26 protein-coding genes are annotated in these 24,331 nt (G+C 33.3%); 25 read left to right on the top strand and 1 reads right to left on the bottom strand.

Translation table 11 applies throughout. The features are described 5' to 3' along the window. Window positions 1–438 precede the first annotated feature (438 nt). The 22 genes from atpB to BUE95_RS03110 all read left to right on the top strand — a co-directional run bounded on the left by atpB (window position 439) and on the right by BUE95_RS03110 (window position 19,242). Window positions 439–1,596, top strand: a complete 1,158-nt coding sequence (gene atpB, locus BUE95_RS03215; protein ID WP_073581348.1) for a F0F1 ATP synthase subunit A — start codon at window positions 439–441, stop codon at window positions 1,594–1,596. 38 nt (window positions 1,597–1,634) lie between these two features. Next, a complete protein-coding gene (locus BUE95_RS03210; RefSeq protein ID WP_014165720.1) occupies window positions 1,635–1,829 on the top strand; it encodes an ATP synthase F0 subunit C in 195 nt (64 codons plus the stop codon). A gap of 87 nt (window positions 1,830–1,916) precedes the next feature. After that, window positions 1,917–2,417, top strand: coding sequence for a F0F1 ATP synthase subunit B (locus tag BUE95_RS03205; protein WP_073581346.1), 501 nt, complete (start codon window positions 1,917–1,919; stop codon window positions 2,415–2,417). A gap of 4 nt (window positions 2,418–2,421) precedes the next feature. Continuing rightward, window positions 2,422–2,955, top strand: coding sequence for an ATP synthase F1 subunit delta (atpH, locus tag BUE95_RS03200; RefSeq protein WP_073581344.1), 534 nt, complete (start codon window positions 2,422–2,424; stop codon window positions 2,953–2,955). Between the two features lie 23 nt (window positions 2,956–2,978). Further along, the gene (gene atpA / locus BUE95_RS03195) at window positions 2,979–4,556 is read left to right on the top strand and encodes a F0F1 ATP synthase subunit alpha (RefSeq protein ID WP_073581342.1); all 1,578 of its coding nucleotides are present in this window, start codon (window positions 2,979–2,981) and stop codon (window positions 4,554–4,556) included. A 73-nt stretch (window positions 4,557–4,629) separates the two neighbouring features. Beyond that, entirely contained in the window at window positions 4,630–5,487 is an 858-nt protein-coding gene (atpG, locus tag BUE95_RS03190) for an ATP synthase F1 subunit gamma (RefSeq protein ID WP_073581340.1), read from the top strand. Window positions 5,488–5,620: 133 nt separating this feature from the next. Continuing rightward, entirely contained in the window at window positions 5,621–5,833 is a 213-nt protein-coding gene (locus tag BUE95_RS03185) for a hypothetical protein (protein ID WP_073581338.1), read from the top strand. Window positions 5,834–5,940: 107 nt separating this feature from the next. Beyond that, window positions 5,941–8,283 (top strand): S9 family peptidase, encoded by a 2,343-nt coding sequence (locus BUE95_RS03180; RefSeq protein ID WP_073581335.1) that lies wholly within the window; start codon window positions 5,941–5,943, stop codon window positions 8,281–8,283. A 1-nt stretch (window position 8,284) separates the two neighbouring features. After that, entirely contained in the window at window positions 8,285–8,710 is a 426-nt protein-coding gene (locus BUE95_RS03175; protein ID WP_073581333.1) for a GNAT family N-acetyltransferase, read from the top strand. Window positions 8,711–8,715: 5 nt separating this feature from the next. Continuing rightward, window positions 8,716–9,168, top strand: a complete 453-nt coding sequence (locus BUE95_RS03170) for a hypothetical protein (protein ID WP_073581331.1) — start codon at window positions 8,716–8,718, stop codon at window positions 9,166–9,168. Window positions 9,169–9,198: 30 nt separating this feature from the next. Continuing rightward, window positions 9,199–10,659 (top strand): lipopolysaccharide biosynthesis protein, encoded by a 1,461-nt coding sequence (locus BUE95_RS03165; protein WP_073581329.1) that lies wholly within the window; start codon window positions 9,199–9,201, stop codon window positions 10,657–10,659. Window positions 10,660–10,734: 75 nt separating this feature from the next. Further along, entirely contained in the window at window positions 10,735–11,169 is a 435-nt protein-coding gene (gene dut / locus BUE95_RS03160; RefSeq protein ID WP_073581327.1) for a dUTP diphosphatase, read from the top strand. Between the two features lie 125 nt (window positions 11,170–11,294). After that, complete coding sequence (locus tag BUE95_RS03155) at window positions 11,295–12,305, top strand: sugar phosphate nucleotidyltransferase (protein ID WP_073581325.1); 1,011 nt, start codon at window positions 11,295–11,297, stop codon at window positions 12,303–12,305. Further along, complete coding sequence (locus BUE95_RS03150) at window positions 12,306–13,646, top strand: tetratricopeptide repeat protein (protein WP_073581323.1); 1,341 nt, start codon at window positions 12,306–12,308, stop codon at window positions 13,644–13,646. Further along, window positions 13,647–14,411, top strand: a complete 765-nt coding sequence (locus BUE95_RS03145; RefSeq protein ID WP_073581321.1) for a lipoprotein insertase outer membrane protein LolB1 — start codon at window positions 13,647–13,649, stop codon at window positions 14,409–14,411. A 48-nt stretch (window positions 14,412–14,459) separates the two neighbouring features. Continuing rightward, entirely contained in the window at window positions 14,460–15,695 is a 1,236-nt protein-coding gene (locus BUE95_RS03140; protein WP_073581319.1) for a murein hydrolase activator EnvC family protein, read from the top strand. Between the two features lie 71 nt (window positions 15,696–15,766). After that, a complete protein-coding gene (locus tag BUE95_RS03135) occupies window positions 15,767–16,714 on the top strand; it encodes a 2-hydroxyacid dehydrogenase (RefSeq protein ID WP_073581317.1) in 948 nt (315 codons plus the stop codon). Window positions 16,715–16,832: 118 nt separating this feature from the next. Then, window positions 16,833–17,174 carry a TM2 domain-containing protein gene (locus tag BUE95_RS03130; protein WP_073581315.1) on the top strand — a complete coding sequence of 114 codons (342 nt, stop codon included), beginning with the start codon at window positions 16,833–16,835 and terminating at the stop codon, window positions 17,172–17,174. A 2-nt stretch (window positions 17,175–17,176) separates the two neighbouring features. Then, window positions 17,177–17,590 (top strand): DUF2752 domain-containing protein, encoded by a 414-nt coding sequence (locus BUE95_RS03125; protein WP_073581313.1) that lies wholly within the window; start codon window positions 17,177–17,179, stop codon window positions 17,588–17,590. Then, window positions 17,587–18,033 (top strand): magnetosome magnetite crystal formation protein family, encoded by a 447-nt coding sequence (locus BUE95_RS03120; protein WP_073581311.1) that lies wholly within the window; start codon window positions 17,587–17,589, stop codon window positions 18,031–18,033. Before BUE95_RS03125 ends, BUE95_RS03120 begins: the two co-directional genes overlap by 4 nt. Beyond that, the gene (locus BUE95_RS03115; protein WP_073581309.1) at window positions 18,017–18,805 is read left to right on the top strand and encodes a M48 family metallopeptidase; all 789 of its coding nucleotides are present in this window, start codon (window positions 18,017–18,019) and stop codon (window positions 18,803–18,805) included. Before BUE95_RS03120 ends, BUE95_RS03115 begins: the two co-directional genes overlap by 17 nt. Window positions 18,806–18,813: 8 nt before the next feature. Beyond that, window positions 18,814–19,242, top strand: coding sequence for an RDD family protein (locus BUE95_RS03110; protein ID WP_073581307.1), 429 nt, complete (start codon window positions 18,814–18,816; stop codon window positions 19,240–19,242). A 41-nt stretch (window positions 19,243–19,283) separates the two neighbouring features. Here the strand turns inward: BUE95_RS03110 and BUE95_RS03105 are convergent, their stop codons facing one another. After that, complete coding sequence (locus BUE95_RS03105; protein ID WP_073581305.1) at window positions 19,284–21,074, bottom strand: GNAT family N-acyltransferase; 1,791 nt, start codon at window positions 21,072–21,074, stop codon at window positions 19,284–19,286. A gap of 193 nt (window positions 21,075–21,267) precedes the next feature. Here BUE95_RS03105 and BUE95_RS03100 point away from each other — a divergent pair, with 193 nt between their 5' ends. From BUE95_RS03100 to BUE95_RS03090, 3 genes are all read left to right on the top strand, one after another. Next, window positions 21,268–22,029, top strand: coding sequence for an exodeoxyribonuclease III (locus tag BUE95_RS03100; RefSeq protein WP_073581303.1), 762 nt, complete (start codon window positions 21,268–21,270; stop codon window positions 22,027–22,029). A gap of 127 nt (window positions 22,030–22,156) precedes the next feature. Continuing rightward, entirely contained in the window at window positions 22,157–23,122 is a 966-nt protein-coding gene (locus BUE95_RS03095; RefSeq protein WP_073581301.1) for an OmpA family protein, read from the top strand. Between the two features lie 101 nt (window positions 23,123–23,223). After that, complete coding sequence (locus tag BUE95_RS03090) at window positions 23,224–24,264, top strand: aldo/keto reductase (protein ID WP_073581299.1); 1,041 nt, start codon at window positions 23,224–23,226, stop codon at window positions 24,262–24,264. Window positions 24,265–24,331: the final 67 nt, after the last annotated feature.

Genomic DNA, 24,331 nt, shown 5'->3' with positions numbered 1-24,331 from the left:
TGGTATTGCTCATTTTTTTTATTGTCAATTTTTTGTTACCGATTTTAATAGCTCAAATTTTTTAGTGTCCTATTTGTCTCAAGCAGTACTAACTTTTTTGATACTTTTAGGGTTAATTCAGATTGAAAAAAACGCAAAGGAACAACTCGGTTATGTTTTTTTAGGTTTGACTTCGGCAAAAGTTATTGCGAGTTATCTGATACTCACACAATTTCTTTTTCTAACTCAACCAATTCCTAAAGAAGTGAAAATCAATTTTTTTGTCATATTCTTGATTTTTTTATGCTTAGATGCCTATTTTGTAATAAGATTATTAAACAAAAAATGATTTTGAAATAAAAAATCAATAATTCTTTAAAAAATGCATTTAAGAAACTTGGAATATTAATTAAAATTGTACTTTTGCAAAAATTTTTAGGAAACATAAGAATTATAGTTATGATGATTTTAAGGAAACCCATTTCCATTTTAACAGCGATATTGTTTTTAACAAGTTCAATGGTTTTTTCTGCAAGTGAAACTACTGATTCTTTACAAGTAGCCACAGCGCCTGCAACAACAGAAGTTGAAGCACATGAAACGCATGCAGAAGAAGCAAAATCGCCTAAAGAAGTTGTTAATGCTCACATTGAGCACCACCTTCAAGATGATTATTATTTTACTTTTTTCGCTGATGAGGCAGAAGGTAAACATTACGGGTTCCCGCTTCCAGTAATTTTAATTGATGGAGGATTAAAAGTTTTCTCAGCTTCAAAATTCCACTATGGTGAAACAGTTGCTGAAGTAGATGGTAAATTCTACAAATTATACCACGGAAAAATTTACGAAACAAATGCTGCTGGTGATTTAACTATGGACGATCACCACCACCCAACCAATAAAATGCCTTTGAATTTCTCGATGACTAAAAATGTAGTATCGTTGATTCTTACTGCGGCAATTTTATTCTTCTTATTTGTTGGATTAGCAAAAACATACAAAAACGGACATAACAATTTACCAAAAGGTTTCAGCAGAGTATTAGAGCCTTTAGTAATCTATGTGCGTGACGAAATTGCAAGACCAAATATTGGTGAGAAGAAATATAAAAAATTCATGCCTTATTTGTTAACGGTTTTCTTCTTAATTTGGTTATTGAACTTATTAGGATTAACACCGCTAGGAATTAACGTAACTGGAAATATTGCTTTCACTTTATGTGCGGCTTTATTTACTTTCTTCATTACACAATTCAGTGCGAATAAAGAGTATTGGGGTCATATTTTCTGGATGCCAGGAGTGCCTGTTCCAATGAAAATTATTTTAGCGCCAATTGAGGTGTTAGGTATGTTTACAAAACCATTCTCGTTAATGATTCGTCTTTTTGCTAACATTACAGCGGGTCACACAGTAGTAATGGGATTAATTGCAATTGTGTTTTTAATGAAAGAACAATTAACAGTAGGTGGAGCTACAGCAGTTTCATTAGCGTTAACTTTGTTTATTTCGGTTATAGAAATATTAGTAGCGTTTTTACAAGCGTATATTTTTACCATGTTGTCATCGCTATTTATAGGTATGGCGGTACAAGATCATCATCACGACGATCACCATTAATTAGTATAAATTTTGTTTAATTATATAAATCAATTATCATGACAATTCCAAATTTAGTAGGAGCTGGTTTAATCGTAATCGGAGCTGGTTTAGGTTTAGGTAAAATCGGTGGATCTGCAATGGACGCTATTGCACGTCAACCAGAAGCTGCTGGAAAAATCCAAACTGCAATGATTATCATTGGAGCGTTATTAGAAGGTTTAGCATTCGGTGCTTTAATCTTAGGAGCTTAATTAAAAAAAACAACACCTGTAGCGGTTGGCTACAAGTGTTGTTTAATTAAACAAAGTATTAAAAAGAATTTTATAAAGACTATATAAATGGATAAGTTAATCAACGATTTTTCTTATGGTTTGTTTTTTTGGCAAGCTATTATCTTAGTAATATTAATTTTATTATTAGCTAAATTTGCTTGGAAACCTATCTTAGCAGCATTAGCCGCTCGTGAAGAAGGAATTTCCAATGCATTGTTAGCTGCAGAAAATGCTAAGAAAGAAATGCAAAATCTTAAATCAGATAATGAAAAATTATTAGCTGAAGCAAGAGCGGAAAGAGATGCTATGATCAAAGAAGCAAGAGAAATCAAAGAAAAAATGATTGCTGATGCTAAATCTGAAGCGCAAGCACAAGGTGAAAAAATGATTGAATCAGCGAAAGCTTCAATCGAAAGTGAGAAAAATGCAGCTATGGCAGAATTGAAAAATCAAGTTTCTTCTTTGTCATTAGAAATTGCTGAGACATTATTAAAAGGAGAATTATCTAACAAAGAAGCTCAAACTAAATTAGTTGAGAAAATGTTAGGTGACGCTAAATTAAACTAATATCATGGCAGGAACTAGAGCAGCAATTCGATATGCTAAAGCCATTTTGGATATTGCCAAAGAAAATAATTCTGTAGATGCAGTAAATGCTGATATGGCTTCAATTGTAAATGCAATTAAAGAAAGTGCAGAATTAAAAGACTTTTTGCAAAGCCCAATTATTAAAGGGGAAATCAAACATTCTTCTTTAAATGAAATTTTTGCTTCTGCTCAAAAAGAGACAAAAGGATTATTTCAATTGCTTTTAGCAAATAAAAGATTTGAATTATTAAATGATGTCGCTTTACAGTATAATACTTTATACGATGAACTTAACGGGATTGAAGTTGCTAAAGTTACAACGGCTGTTCCTATGACGTCAGAGTTAGAAGCTAAAGTATTGGCGAAAATTGCATCTTTTTCAAATAAAAAGATTACCATTCAAAATATTGTAGATCCAACTATCATTGGTGGATTCATTTTAAGAATGGGAGACCAACAATACAATGCATCTGTAGCTAACAGTTTGCAAAATTTAAAAAGAGAGTTTAGTAATTAATATACCATTAAAGATATATCAAAATGGCGGAAATTAAACCTGCTGAAATTTCAGCAATATTAAAACAACAATTATCAGGTTTTGAATCTGGTGCATCGTTAGAGGAAGTTGGAACAGTACTTCAAGTTGGAGACGGTATCGCTCGAGTTTACGGATTATCAAACGCTCAATACGGTGAGTTAGTACAATTCGAAAACGGATTAGAGGCTATCGTATTGAACTTAGAAGAAGACAATGTTGGGGTAGTACTTTTAGGGCCATCAACAGGTATCAAAGAAGGTTCTACAGTAAAAAGAACACAACGTATTGCTTCTCTTAAAGTAGGAGAGCAAATGGTAGGTCGTGTTGTAGATACTTTAGGTAACCCAATCGACGGTAAAGGTCCAATCGGTGGTGAGTTATATGAGATGCCATTAGAAAGAAAAGCTCCTGGAGTTATCTTCCGTCAACCCGTAACTGAACCATTACAAACAGGAGTAAAAGCAGTTGATGCCATGATCCCGGTTGGTAGAGGCCAACGTGAGTTGGTTATTGGTGACCGTCAAACTGGTAAATCAACAGTTTGTATCGATACTATCTTAAATCAAAAAGAATTTTACGATGCAGGAAAACCTGTATTCTGTATATATGTTGCAATTGGGCAAAAAGCTTCAACTGTAGCAGGGATTGCAAAAATGTTAGAAGAAAAAGGGGCAATGGCTTATACCGTTATCGTTGCTGCTAATGCTTCTGACCCAGCTCCAATGCAAGTATATGCTCCTATGGCAGGTGCTGCAATTGGTGAGTATTTTAGAGATTCTGGTCGTCCAGCTTTAATTGTTTATGATGATTTATCTAAACAAGCAGTAGCGTATCGTGAGGTATCTTTATTATTAAGAAGACCACCAGGACGTGAGGCTTACCCTGGAGACGTTTTCTACTTACACTCTCGTTTATTAGAAAGAGCTTGTAAAGTTATCGCTAACGACGAAATCGCTAGAAATATGAACGATTTACCAGATTCTATTAAAGGAATTGTTAAAGGTGGTGGTTCGTTAACAGCGCTACCAATTATCGAAACTCAAGCAGGTGACGTTTCTGCTTATATCCCAACAAACGTAATTTCGATTACAGACGGACAGATTTTCTTAGATGGTGATTTATTCAACTCGGGTGTTCGTCCTGCTATCAACGTAGGTATTTCAGTATCTCGTGTTGGAGGTAATGCACAAATCAAATCCATGAAAAAAGTAGCTGGTACATTAAAATTAGACCAAGCACAATTCCGTGAATTAGAAGCTTTCGCGAAATTTGGTTCTGACTTAGATGCAGTTACTTTAAATGTAATTGAAAAAGGTAAGAGAAATGTTGAAATTTTAAAACAAGGTTTAAACTCTCCTTTTACAGTAGAAGATCAGGTAGCAATTATTTATGCAGGTTCTAAAAACTTGTTAAGAAATGTACCTGTTGACAAAGTAAAAGAATTCGAAAAAGATTATTTAGAGTTCTTAAATGCAAAACACAGAGATACATTAGACGCACTTAAATCAGGTAAGTTTGATGACGCTATCACTGACGTTTTAGAAAAAGTAGCTAAAGAAATTTCAGCAAAATATAATTAATTTTCAGTGAAAAGTGAATAGTGATTAGTGAAGAGCTAATTACTATTCACTAATTACTAATTACTATAAAAACATGGCAAACTTAAAGGAAATACGTAATAGGATTACTTCTGTTTCATCTACGATGCAAATTACATCGGCGATGAAAATGGTTTCTGCGGCTAAATTAAAAAAAGCGCAAGATGCTATTACGGCTATGCGTCCGTATGCAGAAAAACTTACGGAGCTATTACAAAACTTAAGTGCTACTCTTGAAGGAGAAGTAGGTGGGGCTTTTACAACTCAAAGAGAAATAAAAAGAGTGCTTGTTGTAGCTGTTACTTCTAATAGAGGTTTGTGTGGTGCGTTTAATACAAACGTTATCAAACAAGTTAAAGTAGTAGCAGATGCTTACCAAGGAAAACAAGTTGATGTTTTTGCTATCGGTAAAAAAGGAAACGACGTTTTACGTAAAACACATAATGTGATTGACGTTCAAAACGGTGTTTTCGATCAATTGACTTTTGACAATGCTGCAGCAATTGCACAACAGTTAATGGATAAATTCGTAGCAGGTGATTACGATAAAATCGAAATTGTTTACAACGAATTTAAAAATGCAGCGACTCAAATTGTTAGAACGCAACAGTTTTTACCTTTAGCTCCAATTGTGGGTGGCGAAGTAGTAGCATCTGATTATATTTTTGAACCATCTAAAGAAGAAATTGTGTTGACTTTGATTCCAAAATCATTAAAAACACAATTATACAAATCTATTAGAGATTCATTTGCAGCAGAACACGGAGCACGTATGACAGCAATGCATAAAGCAACCGATAACGCTACAGAATTAAGAGACCAATTAAAATTAACATACAACAAAGCACGTCAAGCAGCTATTACAAATGAAATCTTAGAAATCGTTGGTGGAGCAGAAGCTTTGAATAATTAATTTTAATTTAGATATTATAAAGAGTCCCGATTTATTCGGGACTTTTTTGTTTTATATTTGTGTATCAGCTATATCTTGAGTTTTCTAATTATATGCACTTATTCTAAATAAGATTCTAACTAAACTTTATATTATGATAAATAATAGTCTCTTGTATAGTATTTTGTTTTTAGCAGCAGCTTTTATTTATTTTAAATTCCATAAATGGTGGCTAAATAAGAGAAAAGAGAAAGAAGAAGTTTTAAATAAAGATTTTAAGAAAGTTGGAATTGTAAAGGATTGGATTATCATAGGTCTGTGCTTAATTACTTCAGTAATTTATTTTATTGAGTTTTTGTTGGAATAATTAAATTCATTTCGATACAAATTCTTCTCTTACTTCATTTCATTTAACAAAACCTTTTTTTCCTCATTTACTTTTATTGGTATATTTGTAAGAATAACAATTCACCAATGAAAAAATATACATCTTTCGTTCTACTACTTTTTACCTTTTTGGCTTCGGCACAAACTCTTCGTTTAGAAGACATCATGAAAGGAAATGAATTCATCGGACACCAACCCGATAATCACCGTTGGTCTATTGATGGGCAAACCGTTTTGTTTGATTGGAATCCGAATAATGAAATAGGAAATAGCTCTTATTTCTGGAATGCTACGTTGAAAACCCCACAAAAAGTAACGACTTCAAATCCAATTTATGATTTGGATTTTATGGTAGCACAAAAAGAGTATGACGTGGTGTATTATACGAATCAAGGGGTTTTGTATTCGTATACCAAATCCACTAAAAAGACCAAAAAAGTCATTCAATTAGCCGATAGAATTAACTCGGTAGAAAGAAGCACGAATGCTGATGTGATTTTCTTTCAGCAAAATAGAAATGTATATCAATTCAATACCAAAGATTTTTCGATTGTTCAGTTGACCAATTTTAAACCTGGAAAAGAAAATAAAGCATCAAAAGAAGAAGATTCGTTCTTAAAAAATCAACAAAAAGAATTGTTTCAATTTGTGCGCGATGAAGAAGCAGCTTCAAAATGGTATGAAGAAAAATCTAAAAACAGGAAAGAGAAATTTCCAAAAGAAATCTTTTACGATAAATCTTCTTTGGAGCAAATTAAAGCATCACCAGATGGAAAATTTGTAACCTTCAGACTTTCCGATTATCCAAATCAAGCTTCCACAAATGTAGAAAATTTCATCACTGCTGATGGATTTACACGTCAAGAAAGAGCACGAGCAAAAGTCTCAGTTGATAATTTTAGTAAACATAAATTCGGAATTTTCAATGTAGCGAAAGACACTACGTATTACGTTTCGTTTTCCAATTTAACGGGAATCAAAGAGGCACCAAAATACTATCAAGAATACGAAAATCTAAAAGACAAATCGGATTACGAAACCGCGGTTGTAATGATGAGTCCGGTATACAGTCCAGATGGGAAAAATGCCGTTTTAGAAATCAGAAGTCAAGACAACAAACATCGCTGGATAGTGCAATTGGATTTAATTTCAGGAAAAATCTTAGAGTTAGACCACCAACACGACGTAGCTTGGATTGGCGGACCTGGAATTCCAGGCTATAGTTTCGGTGGTGGAACATTGGCTTTTATTGATAATTCCACTTTTTATTTTCAATCGGAAGCTACTGGTTTTTCGCATTTGTACACGTACAATCTGGAGACTAAGAAAAAAGAATCGTTAACAAATGGGAATTGGGAAGTTCGTGAAGTGAAATTATCCAACGATAAAAAATCATTTTACATTACGACTACGACAACACATCCAGGAAATAGAAGTTTTTATAAATTGGACATCACTTCTAAAAAAATGACTGGAATTTTAACGAATGATGGTAACTACGAAGTTGAATTATCACCAGATGAAAAAACGCTTTTAGTGCGTTATTCTTATAAAAACAAACCTTGGGAATTGTACGTTGGAACTAACAAACCGAATTCGGAATTAAAACAAATTACGTTTTCAACTACGCCAGAATTCAAAAAATACAATTGGAAAACACCAGAAGTTATCACTTTTAAAGCCGAAGACGGAACCAATGTTTACGCACGTTTGTATCAACCAAAAGTAGAAAACAAGAACAAAGCCGCAGTTATTTTTGTTCACGGTGCAGGATATTTGCAAAACGCGCACAATTATTGGAGTACTTATCACAGAGAATACATGTTTCACAATATGTTAACCGATTTAGGTTACACGGTTTTAGACATCGATTATAGAGCTAGTGATGGTTACGGGCGTGATTTTAGAACGGGAATCTACCGTCACATGGGCGGAAAAGATTTATCCGACCAACTGGATGGAAAGAACTATTTGGTTCAAAATTTAGGAATTGATGCCGATCGAGTGGGAATTTACGGTGGTTCGTATGGCGGTTTCATCACCTTAATGGCATTATTAACTGAACCTGGCGAATTCAAAGCTGGAGCTGCTTTGCGTTCGGTTACCGATTGGGCGCATTACAATCACGGTTACACGTCAAATATTTTGAATTTCCCAGAAACCGATCCTGAAGCATACAAGAAAAGTTCACCTATTTATTTCGCCAATAACTTACAAGATAAATTGTTGATGTTACACGGAATGGTCGATGACAATGTACAATTTCAAGACATTGTGAGATTAACACAACGTTTTATTGAATTAGGGAAAAAAGATTGGGATTTAGCAGTTTTCCCAGTTGAAGCACACGGTTTTACAGAAACCTATTCTTGGATAGACGAATACCGAAGAATTTTAGACTTATTTAACGAAAATCTATTACAAAAATAAAATGCCTCAGTTAATTGAATTAGGAAATAAAGCCGATATGTTGGAACAACTATCCATTATCCAACAGTTATATCCCGATTATACGCTTGAAATTTATGGTGATTTGTTAGACAAAATGATCCCGCATAATTATAAACAATTAATTGTAGTAGAAAACGGTATCACGATGGGTTTAGCTGGATTTTGGATTGGAACAAAATTGTGGTGCGGAAAATACTTAGAAATGGATAATGTGGTCGTACATGAAGATTTTCGTTCTAAAGGAATAGGAAGTATTATGACGAATTATCTCAACCAAAAGGCCATTGATGAAAATTGTAATATGATTGCTTTAGATGCATATACTACCAATTTTGGAGCACAAAAATTCTACATGAATCACGGATTTGTCCCCAAAGGATTTCATTTTGTGAAATATTTAAAATAGGAATTATGAAGCATTATATTTCAATACTATTCTTGATTTTAGTTACGAGTTGTTCTAGTCAGGATGTAATCATTAAAGAATCAGCGATTGAGGCTTCTTATCAATCTTGGGTAGCTGGTATTCGTGGTGGGGGAAGTGGGATTAATTTTTATATTGATTTAAAATCGGAACTGCCTCCTAATATTGAACTAAAAAAAGTAATTTTTAGAGGATACGAAGTCACTTTTGAGAATCAAGATGAATTACATTTAATTGCGAGAATAAAAACTGAAGGCAATCAACAAAAATCTGAAGAGGATGATACTCAAATTTATACCAGCCCAAAAAATGCCTTAATATTAGCTGACAAGGAAGCTATTTTAGTATTTTCAAAAAACGGTAAAGAATACCAACAAAAAATTACGAATGTAATTGAAAAACCAAGCTTGGAATATCCTTCGGCAAAGCCAAAGTTTTAATTACATTTGTTTATCTAAAACCAAACGAAATTGAGTCTCTACAAAAGTCTTTTTAAACAAACGGCAATCTATGGCATCGCAACCGTTTTGCCAAGAATTATCAGTTTCATTCTAAACCCAATTTTTGTCTACTATCTAACTGATAAAGAAAAAATGGGGGAAGTTTCAGTTATTTTTTCTTATTTGGTTTTCTTCAATGTGATTTTATCTTACGGAATGGAAACCGCTTTTTTCCGATTTTATAATTCCGAAAACAATAAAAGCAAAGTAATTTCTACGGCAACTATTTCACTCTTTTGGTCAACGATAGGGTTTTTAGTTTTGTTTCTTTTATTTCGAAAAGATTTAGCACTTTGGTCAGAAATTAATGTGGAATATATCGTTTTTACTATTTGGATTTTAGCTTTAGATGCGTTGGCCATTATTCCGTTTTCTAAAATTAGAGCCGAAGGTCGTCCTATAAAATATGCCGTAATTAAGATTTCAAACGTCTTAATTAATTTATTACTAAACGTTTTCTTTTTGATTCTTCTTCCCGATTTAGCAAACGAATCTTCGAATCTAATCATTCAAACCATTTATCACGATGATTTTCAAATTGGTTATATTTTCGTTGCGAATTTAATAGCAAGCTTAGCTACTTTACTTTTCGTTTTACCCGATTATTTCAAAATCAAATGGCAATTCGATGCCGATTTGTGGAAAAAAATGATGCAATATGGTTTGCCTATTTTAGTAGCCGGAATTGCTTTTGCCATCAACGAACATTTCGATAAAATCTTGTTAGATTGGATGGAAGTCGATATGGCTGATATCGGAGCTTATTCCGCTTGTTACAAAATCGGAATGTTTATGGTCTTGTTCCGCACGGCTTATACATTAGGAATCGAACCCTTTTTCTTTAGTCACGCTAAAAATGAAAACGCACCGCAAACTTATGCCACGATTACTAAATATTTTGTCATTTTTGGTTCTTTCATTTGTTTAGGTGTTATCGTTTTTGCAGATATTTTAAAGTTGATTTTGGTTCCAAAAGAAACATATTGGGATGCTATGGATGTGGTGCCGTTAATTGTTTTGGCTAATTTCTTTTTAGGGATTTATACCAATTTATCGGTTTGGTACAAATTAATTGATAAAACTAAAATTGGTGCTTATATTTCGATTGTAGGAGCAATTGTAACTTTAATTTTAAACTTGATTTTAATTCCATTCATTAGTTATATGGGTTCTGCAATTGCAACCATTTTGGCTTACGGAACCATGATGTTCATTTCGTATTACATGGGACAAAAGAAATACCCAATTCCGTATGATAAAAAAGCGATTTTTACGTATTTAGGATTAGCGATAATGCTTTCCGGAATTTCGTTTTACGTGCCCATTTTACGAGAAACTTACGTTTTCGGAATTGCAGCTATCTTGTTTTTTGCTTACTTTGTGTACCGAAACGAAAAAGAAACCATTTTAACAATTATCAGAAGAAAATAATAACTTTGAATTATAGATTTAGTAAGGATTTCTCCAATTTCTAAAATTTGTGTTCCAAAAAAAATAGAATTAAAAATGCAAATCAAAATCATCAATAAATCCAATCACGAGTTACCCAACTACGAAACCATCGCTTCGGCAGGAATGGATTTACGTGCGAATATTTCAGAACCAATCACTTTAAAATCACTAGAAAGAACCATCATAAAAACCGGACTTTTTATTGAATTACCCATCGGTTACGAAGCGCAAGTACGACCAAGAAGCGGTTTGGCTGCTAAAAAAGGAATCACTGTGTTAAACTCACCAGGAACTGTCGATGCGGATTACCGTGGAGAAATAGGTGTGATTTTAGTAAATTTATCCAATGAAGATTTTGTAATCGAAAACGGAGAACGCATCGCCCAGTTAATCATCGCCAAACACGAAAGAGCGGAATGGATTGAAGTAACCGAATTATCAGAAACTTCAAGAGGCGAAGGTGGTTTTGGTAGCACGGGAGTGAAGTAAAGCCCCCTAATCCCCAAAGGGGGAATTGACAAAATTGTGTGAATAGTTAAATATAAATCGAATTAATTAATAAAATCCTATTGACCCCTAATAGGAATTCCCCCTTCGGGGGTTAGGGGGCTAACATGAAAATAATCGTACCAATGGCAGGTCGTGGTTCACGTCTTCGCCCACATACCTTAACCGTTCCAAAACCATTAATTCCTGTAGCAGGAAAACCAATCGTTCACCGTTTAGTGGAAGATATTGCTGGCGTTTTAAATCAGAAAATAGATGAAGTTGCGTTTATTATTCATGAGAGTTTTGGTAAAAAAGTAGAAGAAGATTTAATTGCGATTGCTCAAAAGTTGGGCGCAAGAGGAACTATCTATTATCAAAATGAAGCATTAGGAACGGGTCACGCGATTATGTGTGCTAAAGATTCTTTATCTGGTCCAGCGGTTATTGCGTATGCGGATACTTTAATTCGTGCCGATTTTGATTTGGATACTACTGCTGATAGCGTAATTTGGGTAAAACAAGTGGATCAGCCTGAAGCTTTTGGTGTAGTAAACTTAAATGACAATGGTGAAATCATCGAATTGGTAGAAAAGCCAAAAGAATTTGTATCGGATTTAGCAGTTATCGGAATTTATTATTTTAAAGACATTGCCGTGTTGAAAAACGAATTGCAATCGGTTTTAGATAACAACATTATTCACGGTGGCGAATATCAAATTAATGATGGAATCAAACAAATGATGGCAAAAGGCATGAAATTTGTGCCTGGACAAGTAGACGAGTGGATGGATTGTGGAAATAAAGATGTTACAGTAGAAACCAATACTAGAATGTTAGGTTTTTTACATAACGATGGCGAACATTTAGTTGATTATGATGTAAAATTAGAGAATTCAACTATCATTCCTCCATGTTATATTGGTGAAGATGTAGTGTTGATTAATGCTACAGTTGGTCCAAATGTTTCGTTAGGAAAAGGATGTCACGTAGTTGATTCTACGATTAAAAACAGCTTGATTCAAACTCATGCACATATTAAAAATGCCAATTTAGATAACGCGATGATAGGAAATCATGTTAGTTTTGATGGTAGTTTTACAAGTGTAAGTATCGGAGATTATTCGGTTTTAGAATAAATGATAAAAAGAAAACACATAGCTTTATTTACGTTCCTGCTTTTCAGTTTTGGGAATTACTTGTTCGCGCAAGATAATCCTGATGCAATTGCTTTGGTGGATGACCAATTGGAAAATAATTTTTACGAAGCCATGAAACAACGTGGTATTGAAAATTACGATAAAGCAATTGTGGCGATTCAAAAATGCATCGAAAAAGAGCCTACAAATGCCGCTTTTCAATATGAATTGGGTAAAAATTACTTGAGTTTGAAAAATTATGTGTATGCTGAAAAAGCATTTAAAAAAGCAGTTGAGTTAGACAACAAACAACGTTGGTATTGGAACGGATTGTACGATGTGTATTATCAAACCAAAGATTTTCAAAAATCGATTCCAATTGTTGAGAAATTAGTGGAGTTTGATGCTAACATGAAAGAAGATTTGGTTTCGCTTTACATGAATACCAACCAACACGGAAAAGCGTTAGACTTGTTGAAAGACATGGAATCGAAATCCAAGTTGACCAGCATGATGGAATACTATAAATTGAGAATCCAAGAATCAAATAATTATGCGAAACCCCAAAAAGAACAACTTGAAGATGCAATTAAAAAGAATCCAAAAGTAGAGCAAAATTATATCGATTTGATTGTGTTGTATTCAGGTTTTAATCAAGAAGACAAAGCTTTTGAAGTAGCGAAACAATTGGAAAAAGAAATTCCAAATTCCGACTGGGCACATGTTAGTTTGGTGAAATTTCATTTGAATAACAACGATGGCGAAAATGCTTCCAAATCAATGTTTAAAGTTTTGGAAAACGAACGGATGGATTTAAAAATCAAGCATCGTGTTTTTAATGAGTTTTTAATTTTTGCGGTAAAAAATCCAACGTATTTGAAAGATATAGATAAAGCGATTCCGTATTTTGATGATGACAAAGAAATCAATGTGGCTAAAGAACTAGCTAAATTTTTCTGGAAAAAGAACGATTTAGAGAAAGCATCGTTTTATTTTGAGAAAGGACTTAAGAAAAATCCAGAAGATATAGAAGCAATGGAATTGTATTTGGAAATATTAATCCAAAAACTAGATTTTCACAAGGTTACTCAAAATGCGGAAGAATTCTTAGAGTCTTTTCCAACGCAACCTAATTTTTATCTCTATGTAGGGTTGGGTTATAATAAGTTAAAAGAATTTAAGAAAGCGAAAACCGCTCTAGAAAATGGCTTGGATTTTGTAGTGGAGAACCAGTCATTAGAAGCTAATTTTTACAAACAATTAATCATCAGTTGCGAAAATTTGAATGATAATGCTAAAAAGCAAGTGTATACCAACAAATTAAAGCAATTACAAAAATAAATGAAGCCAATACTATCAACTTTTTTAATCGTTTTTTTAATCGGATGTAAATCGAAACAAGCCGTAGCTACTGCAGCTGCCAATGAGAACACCGAAGTTTCTAAAGTTATAAAGGGTCATTATACTAATGATTTTGATTTTAAGACGTTGAATATTAGAGCTAATGCTCGCTATGAGGATGAAAAGCAATCGCATTCGATGAACGCTGATATTCGTATCAAAAAAGACGAAATTATTTGGATAAACATCAAATTTTTTGGCATTCCAATGGCAAAAGCTATCATAACTCCAACAAAAGTAAGTTATTATGAGAAATTAAATGGGACTTATTTTGAGGGCGATTTCAGTATGTTAAGCAATTGGTTGGGAACCGATTTAGATTTTAATAAAGTACAAAATTTATTTTTAGGCAAAGCCATTGATGATTTAACAAAGGACCGATGGAATTCTGAGGTAGTTGATGCTTTGTTCAAATTGTCTTTATCGACTACATCGGCAGTTACAAAAGAGTTTTATTTTGAAGGAGCTAATTATTTATTGAAAAAAGAAACCATTAATCAAGTTAGTAAAAACAGAAGTTTGGAAATTCAATATCCATCTCACAAGAAGATAAATGATATGTTTTTACCCAATGAAGTACTAATAAAAGCCTCTCAAAAAGATAAGATTTCAATTGAAATTGAGTATAAAAACACAACATTTAATGAAAATTTGAGTTATTCTTATTCTATACCTAGCGGATATACCCAAATAGAATTGGATTAATTTTTGAAATCTAGAAAACAAATTTACCTTTGTAAAAATCTTCTATACATGAATTATTTTTTTAAAATTGTTATTTTCTTTTTCTTTATAAATCTATCTTTTGCACAATCTTCCGAACAACAAAAATTGGAAGAGCGTAAAGCTCAAGTCTTAAAAGAGATTTCAGAGACTAAAGCTAGGTTAGAAGCTGAAAAAAAGAAAGAAAAATCGGTTTTGAAGCAAATAAGTCAGCAAAGGAATTTAATTCAATTGCGACAAAAATTACTTAGTACTACGGCGAAACAAACCCGTATTTTAAGTGATGAAATCTATTTAACACAATTAGAAATGAACAAGTTAAATAGAGAATTAAAAGTTTTGAAAGAGGATTACGAAAAGATGATTGTGAAATCATACAAAAGTAGAAACGAACAAAGTAGAATTATGTTTATTCTTTCTTCGGAGAATTTTCTGCAAGCATATAAGCGTATTCAGTATATGAAACAATATGCAGGATTCAGAAAGATGCAGGGTGAAGAAATTAAAGAAAAACAAATTAAATTAGCCCAAGCAGAAAAGCGTTTGTCGGAGCGTAAAAAAGAAAAAGAAATCGTCTTAGAACAAACTGAAAAAGAAAAGCAAGAATTAGAGAAAGAGAAGAAGGAGCAAGAACGTTTAGCCAAAATCATTCAAAAAGATAAGAAAAAGTACGCGGCTGAAATAGATAAAAAACAAAAAGAAGCAAAATCAATCGATGCTAAAATTAAAAGTTTAGTTGCAGCTGAAATTGCCGCTGCTAATAAAAGAAATGCAGCAAAAACAGGGAAATCAGCTCCTAAATCAGGAAGCAGAGAGGCTTCGAAGTTTGTATTAACAGCCGAAGGCAAAGTAGTTTCAGATAATTTCATAGCCAATAAAGGAAAACTTCCTTGGCCTGTTGCTGATGGTTATATTTCACTAAAACATGGAGATCAACCGCACCCCGTACATAAGAATTTAACGATACACAATAGTGGTGTTGAGATTTCAACAAAACCAGGATCTTATGCGAGAGCTGTTTTTGGAGGTGAGGTATTACAAGTTCAAGTGATATCAGCAAATAATAAAGCCGTCTATATTCAACATGGAGATTTTATTACCGTTTATTTGAACTTATCAACTGTTAGTGTGACGAAAGGACAAAAAGTAAGTATAAAACAAAGTATAGGAAAAATTCATACCGATTCTTCAGGAAGTGCTGTTATTAAATTTTTAGTACTTCAAAACACGACTACTCTTAATCCTGAAATTTGGTTGAATATGTAAAATAGTATGAGGTCATTATGGCCTCATTTTTTTTAAATCAATTTTTTACTTTTACCTTCTAATTCCAACATATGAATTTAACTAGTTTTAAAATACTTCACATCGATAGTAATCATCCGTTGTTATGGGATCAATTAGAACAAGCAGGTTTTCATAACGAAGCCGATTTTACTTCATCCAAACAAGAAGTGGAAGCTAAAATTGAAAACTATCACGGAATTGTCATTCGTAGTCGTTTTAAAATTGATAAAACATTTTTAGATAAAGCGACTAATCTGAAATTTATAGCGCGTGTTGGTGCAGGTTTAGAGAGTATCGATTGTGATTACGCCATAACGAAAGGAATTCACCTAATTGCTGCTCCAGAAGGAAATGCTAATGCTGTTGGCGAACATGCTATCGGAATGTTGTTGTCGTTGTTTAATAATTTGAACAAAGCCAATAACGAAGTAAAATCAGGTCAATGGAAGCGAGAAGCCAATCGCGGCTATGAATTAGAAGGCAAAACTATTGGGATTGTAGGGTATGGCAACATGGGGAAATCATTCGCTAAAAAATTACGTGGATTTGATGTGACAGTGTTATGTCATGATATTTTACCCAATATAGGTGATGCCTATGCGACTCAAGTTTCACTATCCGAACTTCAAGAAAGAGCTGATGTTTTAAGTTTGCACACCCCTTGGACACCCGAAACCGATAAAATGATTAATTCGGATTTTATTAATCAATTTAAGAAACCGTTTTGGTTGATTAATACTGCAAGAGGAAATTCAGTGGTAACTGCTGATTTGGTGGAAGGGTTGAAATCAGGAAAAATTTTAGGTGCTGGTTTAGATGTTTTAGAATATGAAAAACTATCTTTTGAAACGCTATTTGAAGGAGCAAAGCCAGCCGCTTTTGAGTATCTTTTAAAAGCTGAGAATGTTTTACTTACACCACATATTGCAGGTTGGACTTTTGAGAGTCATCAAAAGTTAGCGCAGACAATTGTAAATAAGATTAAGAATATTTTTTAAAAATTTGTAACTTTTTAACAAGTATTCGACTAATGTAGAAAATATTTTTATATTAGCATTTTATGGCGCACCCGAAAAGCCTTACGAGTAGGAGACAACTAAAACAAACAATTTTACAATGGAAGCACAAAAAGTAGACATGTTTATGATGACAAACGCTAAATTTTTTGAAGGTCATCAATTAAATGCCATCAGAGAACGTTTATTACAAATGGACGATGATAAATGGCCAATGGTGCAAACACTTCAATTCAAAGATCCAACAACCTCTTTATTAATTTCAATTTTTGCTGGAGCTTATGGAATTGATCGTTTTTATATTGGTGATACTGGCATGGGAGTTGGAAAACTACTTACTTGTGGTGGTTTAGGCGTTTGGGCTATCGTGGATTGGTTTTTAATCCAAGGGGCTACCAAAGAGAAAAACATGGAATTATTCAACAGAACTTTTATGTTCTAATAATGCATAAAAACAAGCTATATCTATTTCTTTTATGCGCTTGTTTTGTAGGGTATAGTTGGTTGCTTTTTTCGTTGCAACACGAACACGATATTCAAAGTCAAGAATTTACCGTTTGTTTGTTTAAAAAAGTAACCACTGTTCCTTGTCCTTCTTGCGGAACTACACGTTCTGTAATGCAACTTTCACACGGAAATTTTCTTTCCGCAATTTTAATCAATCCTTTTGGTATTATTGTTGCACTAATAATGATAATAGCTCCTGTTTGGATTGGCTATGATTTCATTCAAAAAGAGGAAACGTTTTACACCGCTTATTTAAAAATTGAAACGATACTCAGAAAACGAAAAGTCGCAATTGTACTTATCATTCTGGTAATAGCCAATTGGATTTGGAACATTAAAAAAAAACTATGATAACAACCGCAAAATTTAATTATCAACCTCACGAATCGGAATTAGAGCGCGCATCAAATAGTTATTTGATGTCGTTAGTGGCCGTAATTGGCGGGTTACCATTGCCTATTTTAAATTTAATGGCAAGTATTTTCTTTTATTTAGGAAACCGAAAAAGTACCGCTTTTGTAAAATGGCATTGTACACAAGCTTTGGTTTCTCAATTGGGATTGTTTTTCTTTAATAGCGCTGGTTTTTGGTGGACGGTTTCTATTTTGTTTTATGATGAAACAGCAACCAATTATTATTTTGCTTACATTATTACGTTAGTGATTTTTAATTTAATTGAGTTTTTCTCTACCTTAATTATTGCGACTAAAGTAAGAAAAGGACAACACACAGAATTCTTCTTTTTTGGGGATGTTACTAATTTAATTTGCAAAACGAATGAAAACAATAAGTAAAGGATTAGTAATCGTAGCACTCTTTTTTGGTGTTTGGATGTTGTTGTCGCAAATTGATTTTGTGAAACATTTTAAAGTAAAAGAAGCTAAATCAGGTACCGAAAAAACAATTGGTGATATTATTTGGGACGAAATCGAAAACACCGAAACCATCATTTTTGATGATTCGATTGTGAATACGTTGGATTCTTTGTTATTACCAATCTGTAAAGAAAACGGAATTGAGAGAGACAGTTTAAAAGTACACATCATTGACAAAGATGAGGTAAATGCTTTTGCAATGCCGGATAATCATTTGGTAGTGTATACAGGATTGATTAAAGCTTGTAAAAACGAGCAAGCGTTATTAGGGGTTTTAGGTCACGAAATTGCGCATATAGAAGGCAATCACGTAATGAAAAAATTGTCGAAAGAAATCGGTCTTTCGGTTTTATTATCGATCACAACGGGTTCAAATGGTGCGGTTTTAAGTGAGATTTTAAAAGCACTTTCATCATCAGCTTACGACCGAAGTTTAGAAACTGAAGCCGACATGCAAAGCGTGAAATATTTGCTTAACGCGAATATCGATCCAAGACCATTTGCTGATTTTCTTTATGAACTGTCTTTAGATAATGAGTTACACAAATACACGTATTGGGTTTCCACGCATCCCGAATCAGAGGCGAGAGCCAAAACCATTTTGAATTATCTAAAAAATAAAAAAATAAAATCAGAGCCTATTTTGACCAAAGAGGCTTGGGAAGATTTTAAGAGAAATATTGAAAAGTAATTCTTGTTATGAATCAATCAGAAGATAAAAAAAATATTGGAAAAAGATTTATTGCGGGCTTTATTGATTATGCGCTTTTATACTCCTTAATTTTTGCATATCTATACTCGTTTGGTGAACCAAATAATGAGGGAGGTTATTCAGTTACTGGAGTTGCCGCTATTGTTCCTTTTGTTATGTGGTTTGCAATTGTTGTATTAACCGAAGTTTTCTTTGGAGCTACAGTAGGTAATTCGATAGTGAATTTGAAACCTAAATCACTAACGTCAAATAATGGAGAATTAACCCTTGGTCAATCTATCACAAGGCATTTATTTGACCCTATAGATATGTTTCCTTTTGGAATAATCGGAGTTTTAACCATAAAGAATTCAAGTAAAAATCAACGTTTGGGCGATATTATTGCAAATACGACTGTTGTGGATGTAAAAAAATAGAAAAGATTTTTATCAAGAAAAGAGAAAGGCTAATCGATTGATTAGCCTTTCTCTTTTCTTTCCAATTCCGCTTGAAATTCTTCCATGACGGGTTTTACGGTGCTTTCTGGTAAATCGGCAATTTTAATGTACATTAAGCCATCTACCGAGTTGTTGAATAATGGGTCCACATTAAAAGCCACTACTCTTGCGTTTTGTTTGATGTATTTTTTAATTAAAACCGGCAAACGTAAATTTCCTGGTTCTACTTCATCAATTATTTTGTCAAACTTATTCAAATCGGCTTCCGTTTCGTTGAAGACAAAATCTTTGTCCGCGTCTTTTAGTTTTACTTTGTATTCTTTTTTCGGATGAACGTATTGTGCAATGTAAGGGTCATAATAATGCGACTTCATAAATTCAATCATTAACGATTTAGAAAAATCAGAGAATTGATTGCTAATACTTACTCCTCCAATCAAATATTTATGCTCAGGATAGTGTAAGGTAGTATGAACGATTCCTTTCCATAGCAAAAATAGAGGCATAGGTTTTTGTTGGTATTCTTTAATGATGAAAGCTCTACCCATTTCAATAGATTTACTCATCATATCATACAGTTCTGGTTCAAAACGGAACAATTCATGCAAATAAAAACCATCAATTCCATGTTTAGGATATATCTGAGCGCCTAATCCCATTCTGTAAGCACCTGCAATACATTGGGTTTCGTCATCCCATAGAAACATATGATGGTAATATTTATCATAAGCATCAAGATCTAAAGATTCATTTGTCCCTTCACCTACTTCTCTAAAGGTTATTTCGCGTAAACGTCCAATCTCATGAAGAATATTTGGGATTTTATCTGCAGTTACAAAGAAAACCTCGTAGTTTTTACTTTGTAATAAACGATAATCACCTTTTTTTAAAAAGGCCATTTCCTCTATAATTTGATCATGATTTGCAGGTTTTGCAATTTGTTTAGGCGGTTTTGGAATTGTTAATTTAGGTAAATTAATTTTGCTTTCATCTTCAAAAGCATTAGAAAGCATATAGGTTTTTTTTCTTAAAAATTCACCATAATTTTTAATGTCTTGGTATTCGTTTTGTTCGGCTACAGAAATAGGTTTTCCAATACGAACTTTAATAACGCGATCCTTTTGCGTTAGTAATTCACTCGGAAGTTTAGCAGTTCTTAGCGTATCATCAATTTTAGACAGCAGATAAAACAATCTACTATTTTTGGCATGAAAATAAATGGGTACTACAGGAACTTGAGCTTTTCTTATAACTTTGACAGCGCCTTCTTCCCAAGGTTTGTCAACCACTAATTTGCCATCTTTATAGGTGGAAACTTCGCCAGCAGGGAACATGCCCAGTGGTTTCCCATCACTTAAATGACGTAAGGTTTCTTTTATCCCTACGACACTCGATTTAACATCTTTGTGGTTTTCGAATGGGTTTACAGGCATTATGAACGGTTTTAACGGTTCTATGCGGTGTAATAAAAAATTAGCAATGATTTTGAAATTAGGTTCTCTTTCTAACATTAATTTCAAGAGTAAAATACCGTCGATGCCACCAAGCGGGTGGTTGGAAATGGTAATGTAGGGACCTTCTTTTGGTAACCGTTTTAAATCCTCCTCTGGGATTTCAAATTTAATTTGTAAATCGTTTAAAATGGCATTTAAAAATTCGACATCTTTTAAATGTTTATGTCGGTTGTATAATTTATTGAGCGTTGAAATTTTAAGGACTTTCATGAGCAACCAGCCCGAAAAAGTTCCTAAAACACCATATTTATCAGCATTGATTGCTTTTGCAACTTCTTTAGCAGTAACTAAACCCATTTATAATTTGTTTATTGAGCAAGAAACAAAGATAAGAATTCTGTTGAATTTTAGCACTTTTAAATTCGCAATAAAAAGAGTTATTTGAAGGGTGTTTTACATAATTGAATACTAAAGTTTTATAAATTGTGTAAAATCCAACTTTATTTTTAAAAACCTTTTTAGTACTTTTGAAGAAAAGCTACAGAACTAGATGAAAATCATATCTTATAATGTAAACGGAATACGTGCTGCCATTACCAAAGGTTTTTTAGAATGGTTACAACAAGCAAATCCTGATGTAATTTGTTTACAGGAAATAAAAGCAACAGAAGATCAGATCCCAAAATTAGAAATTGAGGCAGCAGGCTATCCTTATCAATATTATTTTCCAGCAGAAAAAAAGGGCTATAGTGGCGTTGCTATTTTGTCTAAAATTGCACCTAAAAATGTGGTTTATGGTACAGGAATTTCCCATATGGATTTTGAAGGAAGAAATCTGCGTTTAGACTTTGAAGAGGTATCTGTTATGAGTTTGTATCTTCCCTCTGGCACAAATATTGATAGGTTAGAGCATAAATTCAAGTATATGGATGATTTTCAAAGCTATGTAAATGAATTGAAAGCAGAAGTTCCTAACTTGGTAATTTGTGGTGATTATAATATTTGTCACGAAGCAATAGACATTCATGATCCAATTCGCAATGCGAAAATCTCGGGTTTTTTACCAGAGGAACGTGCATGGTTAGACGGTTTCATGAAAAGTGGTTTCATTGATACTTTTCGTCATCTGAACAAAGAGCCCCATAATTACAGTTGGTGGAGTTATAGAGCAAATGCTCGAAATAATAACAAAGGTTGGCGAATCGACTATTGTTTGGCGGCTACACCTTTGAAAGATAAAATTCAAAGAGCATTAATCTTACCCGAAGCGAAACATTCCGACCATTGCCCTGTTTTAGTAGAAATAAAATAAAAAAAATAAGTTCAAATTTAATAACGATAAAAAGTGAAACGTCTCTGTTTGTCTCTTTTTAACAGCGTCTAAATAATAAAAACTCGGAGAATCTCTGTGTAATACTAAAATGTAAAAACAATATATAATGATTAGAAAATTTGCCCTTGCTTGCGTAGTTTTAAGTTTAACTACTTCATGTGTTTCTAAAAAAATCTATCAAGATTTGGAGAACAAATATGCCGATTTGAAGAAAGAGCATAATGCTTTATCAGATGAAAACGGATTGTTAAAAACAGATAAGAATCAGTTAGAATTAGATAAAAATAATTTACAAACAGAATTAGATAAAACTAAATCAGAACGAGATAAATTAGCAGCAGATTATGCAGCTACAAAGAAAAATTTAGATAATTTGAAAGCCTCTTATGAAGCACTTGAAAAAGATAGTAATGCGGCTTTAGAGGCAAATATTAATAAAAACAGACAGCTTTTAGCTGAATTAGAGGCGAAACAAAAAGCGCTGACTGCTGAACAAGAGCGTTTGAATAAATTGAAAAAAGATTTAGAGACTTCTTCAACTCGTTTGGCAGAGTTAGAGAAAATGATGGCTGATAAAGAAGCTGCAATGAAAAAGTTGAAAGAAACGTTATCAAAAGCGCTTAATGCGTTTGAAGGAAAGGGTTTAACGGTAGAACAAAGAAACGGAAAGGTTTATGTTTCAATGGAGAACAAACTACTTTTTGAATCAGGAAGTTGGACAGTTGGTTCAGAAGGGAAAAAAGCGGTGAAAGCATTAGGAGACGTTTTAGGTCAAAACCCAGAAATCGCTGTGTTAATTGAAGGACATACAGACAATGATAAAATTGTAGGAACAATCGGTGGAGGTGTTGAAAACAATTGGGATTTATCAACAAAACGTGCAACAGCTATTGTAAATATATTAGGAGAAAATAAAGCGATTGACAAGAAAAATTTGACAGCAGCGGGTCGAGGAGAATATGTACCATTAGGTAGTAATGAAACGGCTGAAGGGAAAGCAAAAAACAGAAGAATTGAAATCATTTTGACTCCTAAGTTAGATGAGATTTCAAAACTTTTGAATGAAATGTAATATATCATAAAACTTTGATTAAAAAGGCTTGTATTGTAAATTCAAGCCTTTTTCTTTGATTTAAACTTTGTAACTTTGAGTTTTAAATTTTAATTTCTAAAATGAACTACACAACATTACCAAATACCGAACTTAAAGTCAGTAAAATCTGTTTAGGAACGATGACTTTTGGGAATCAAAATACTGAAAGTGAATCGCATTCGCAGTTAGATTATGCCATCGAAAAAGGAATCAATTTTATTGATACTGCTGAGATGTATCCAATTGGCGGTAATGCTCAAATTTTTGGAAGCACAGAACGTTTCATTGGAACTTGGATTAAGAAGATTGGTGCATCGGAACGTGAGAAATTAGTTTTAGCAACAAAGATAGCTGGACCTAATAGAGGAATGGAATACATTCGTCAACCCTTGGATTTTTCAAAGAAAAGTATTCATGAAGCAGTGGAGTTGAGTTTAAAAAATCTCCAAACCGATTATATTGATTTGTATCAAATGCATTGGCCAGAGCGTGTGATGAATATGTTTCAAAAACGCGGAGTTCAGGAATTAGACACAAAATGGCAAGACAATATTTTTGATGTATTATCTGTTTATGACGGATTAATTAAAGAAGGAAAAATCAAACATATTGGACTTTCAAATGAGAATCCATGGGGTGTGATGCGTTTTTTAATGGAAAGTGAAAAGCACGGTTTACCAAGAATTGCCACGATACAAAATCCTTTTTCGTTATTGAACCGATTGTATGAAGTTGGTTTGTCGGAAATTGGAATGCGAGAAAATGTTGGGTTGTTAGCGTATTCGCCATTAGGTTTCGGATTTTTATCAGGTAAATATTTGAACGGTTATCCAGAGAATTCTCGTATGAAATTGTTCCCAAATTTTGTTCGCTATACCAATGAAAACTGCTTTAAAGCAACCAAATTATACAAAGAATTAGCGGAAGCCAACGGATTAACATTAACCCAAATGGCGATTGCTTTTGTACATCGTCAAAAATTTGTGACTTCTACTATTATTGGTGCTACAACTATGGAACAATTGCAAGAAAACATTCAGGCTTTTGAAACCATTTTATCAGACGAAATTGTAGCTGAAATAGAGAAAATTCAGGAACTAATTCCGAATCCAGCGCCTTAATAAAAGTAATCAGTGTTCAGTTATAAGTTATCAGTTATATACTGAACACTTACTACTGAACACTGAA

The organism is Flavobacterium cucumis, from assembly GCF_900148835.1.
Taxonomy (GTDB): domain Bacteria; phylum Bacteroidota; class Bacteroidia; order Flavobacteriales; family Flavobacteriaceae; genus Flavobacterium; species Flavobacterium cucumis.
This window is presented reverse-complemented; position numbering and strand designations above follow the sequence as displayed.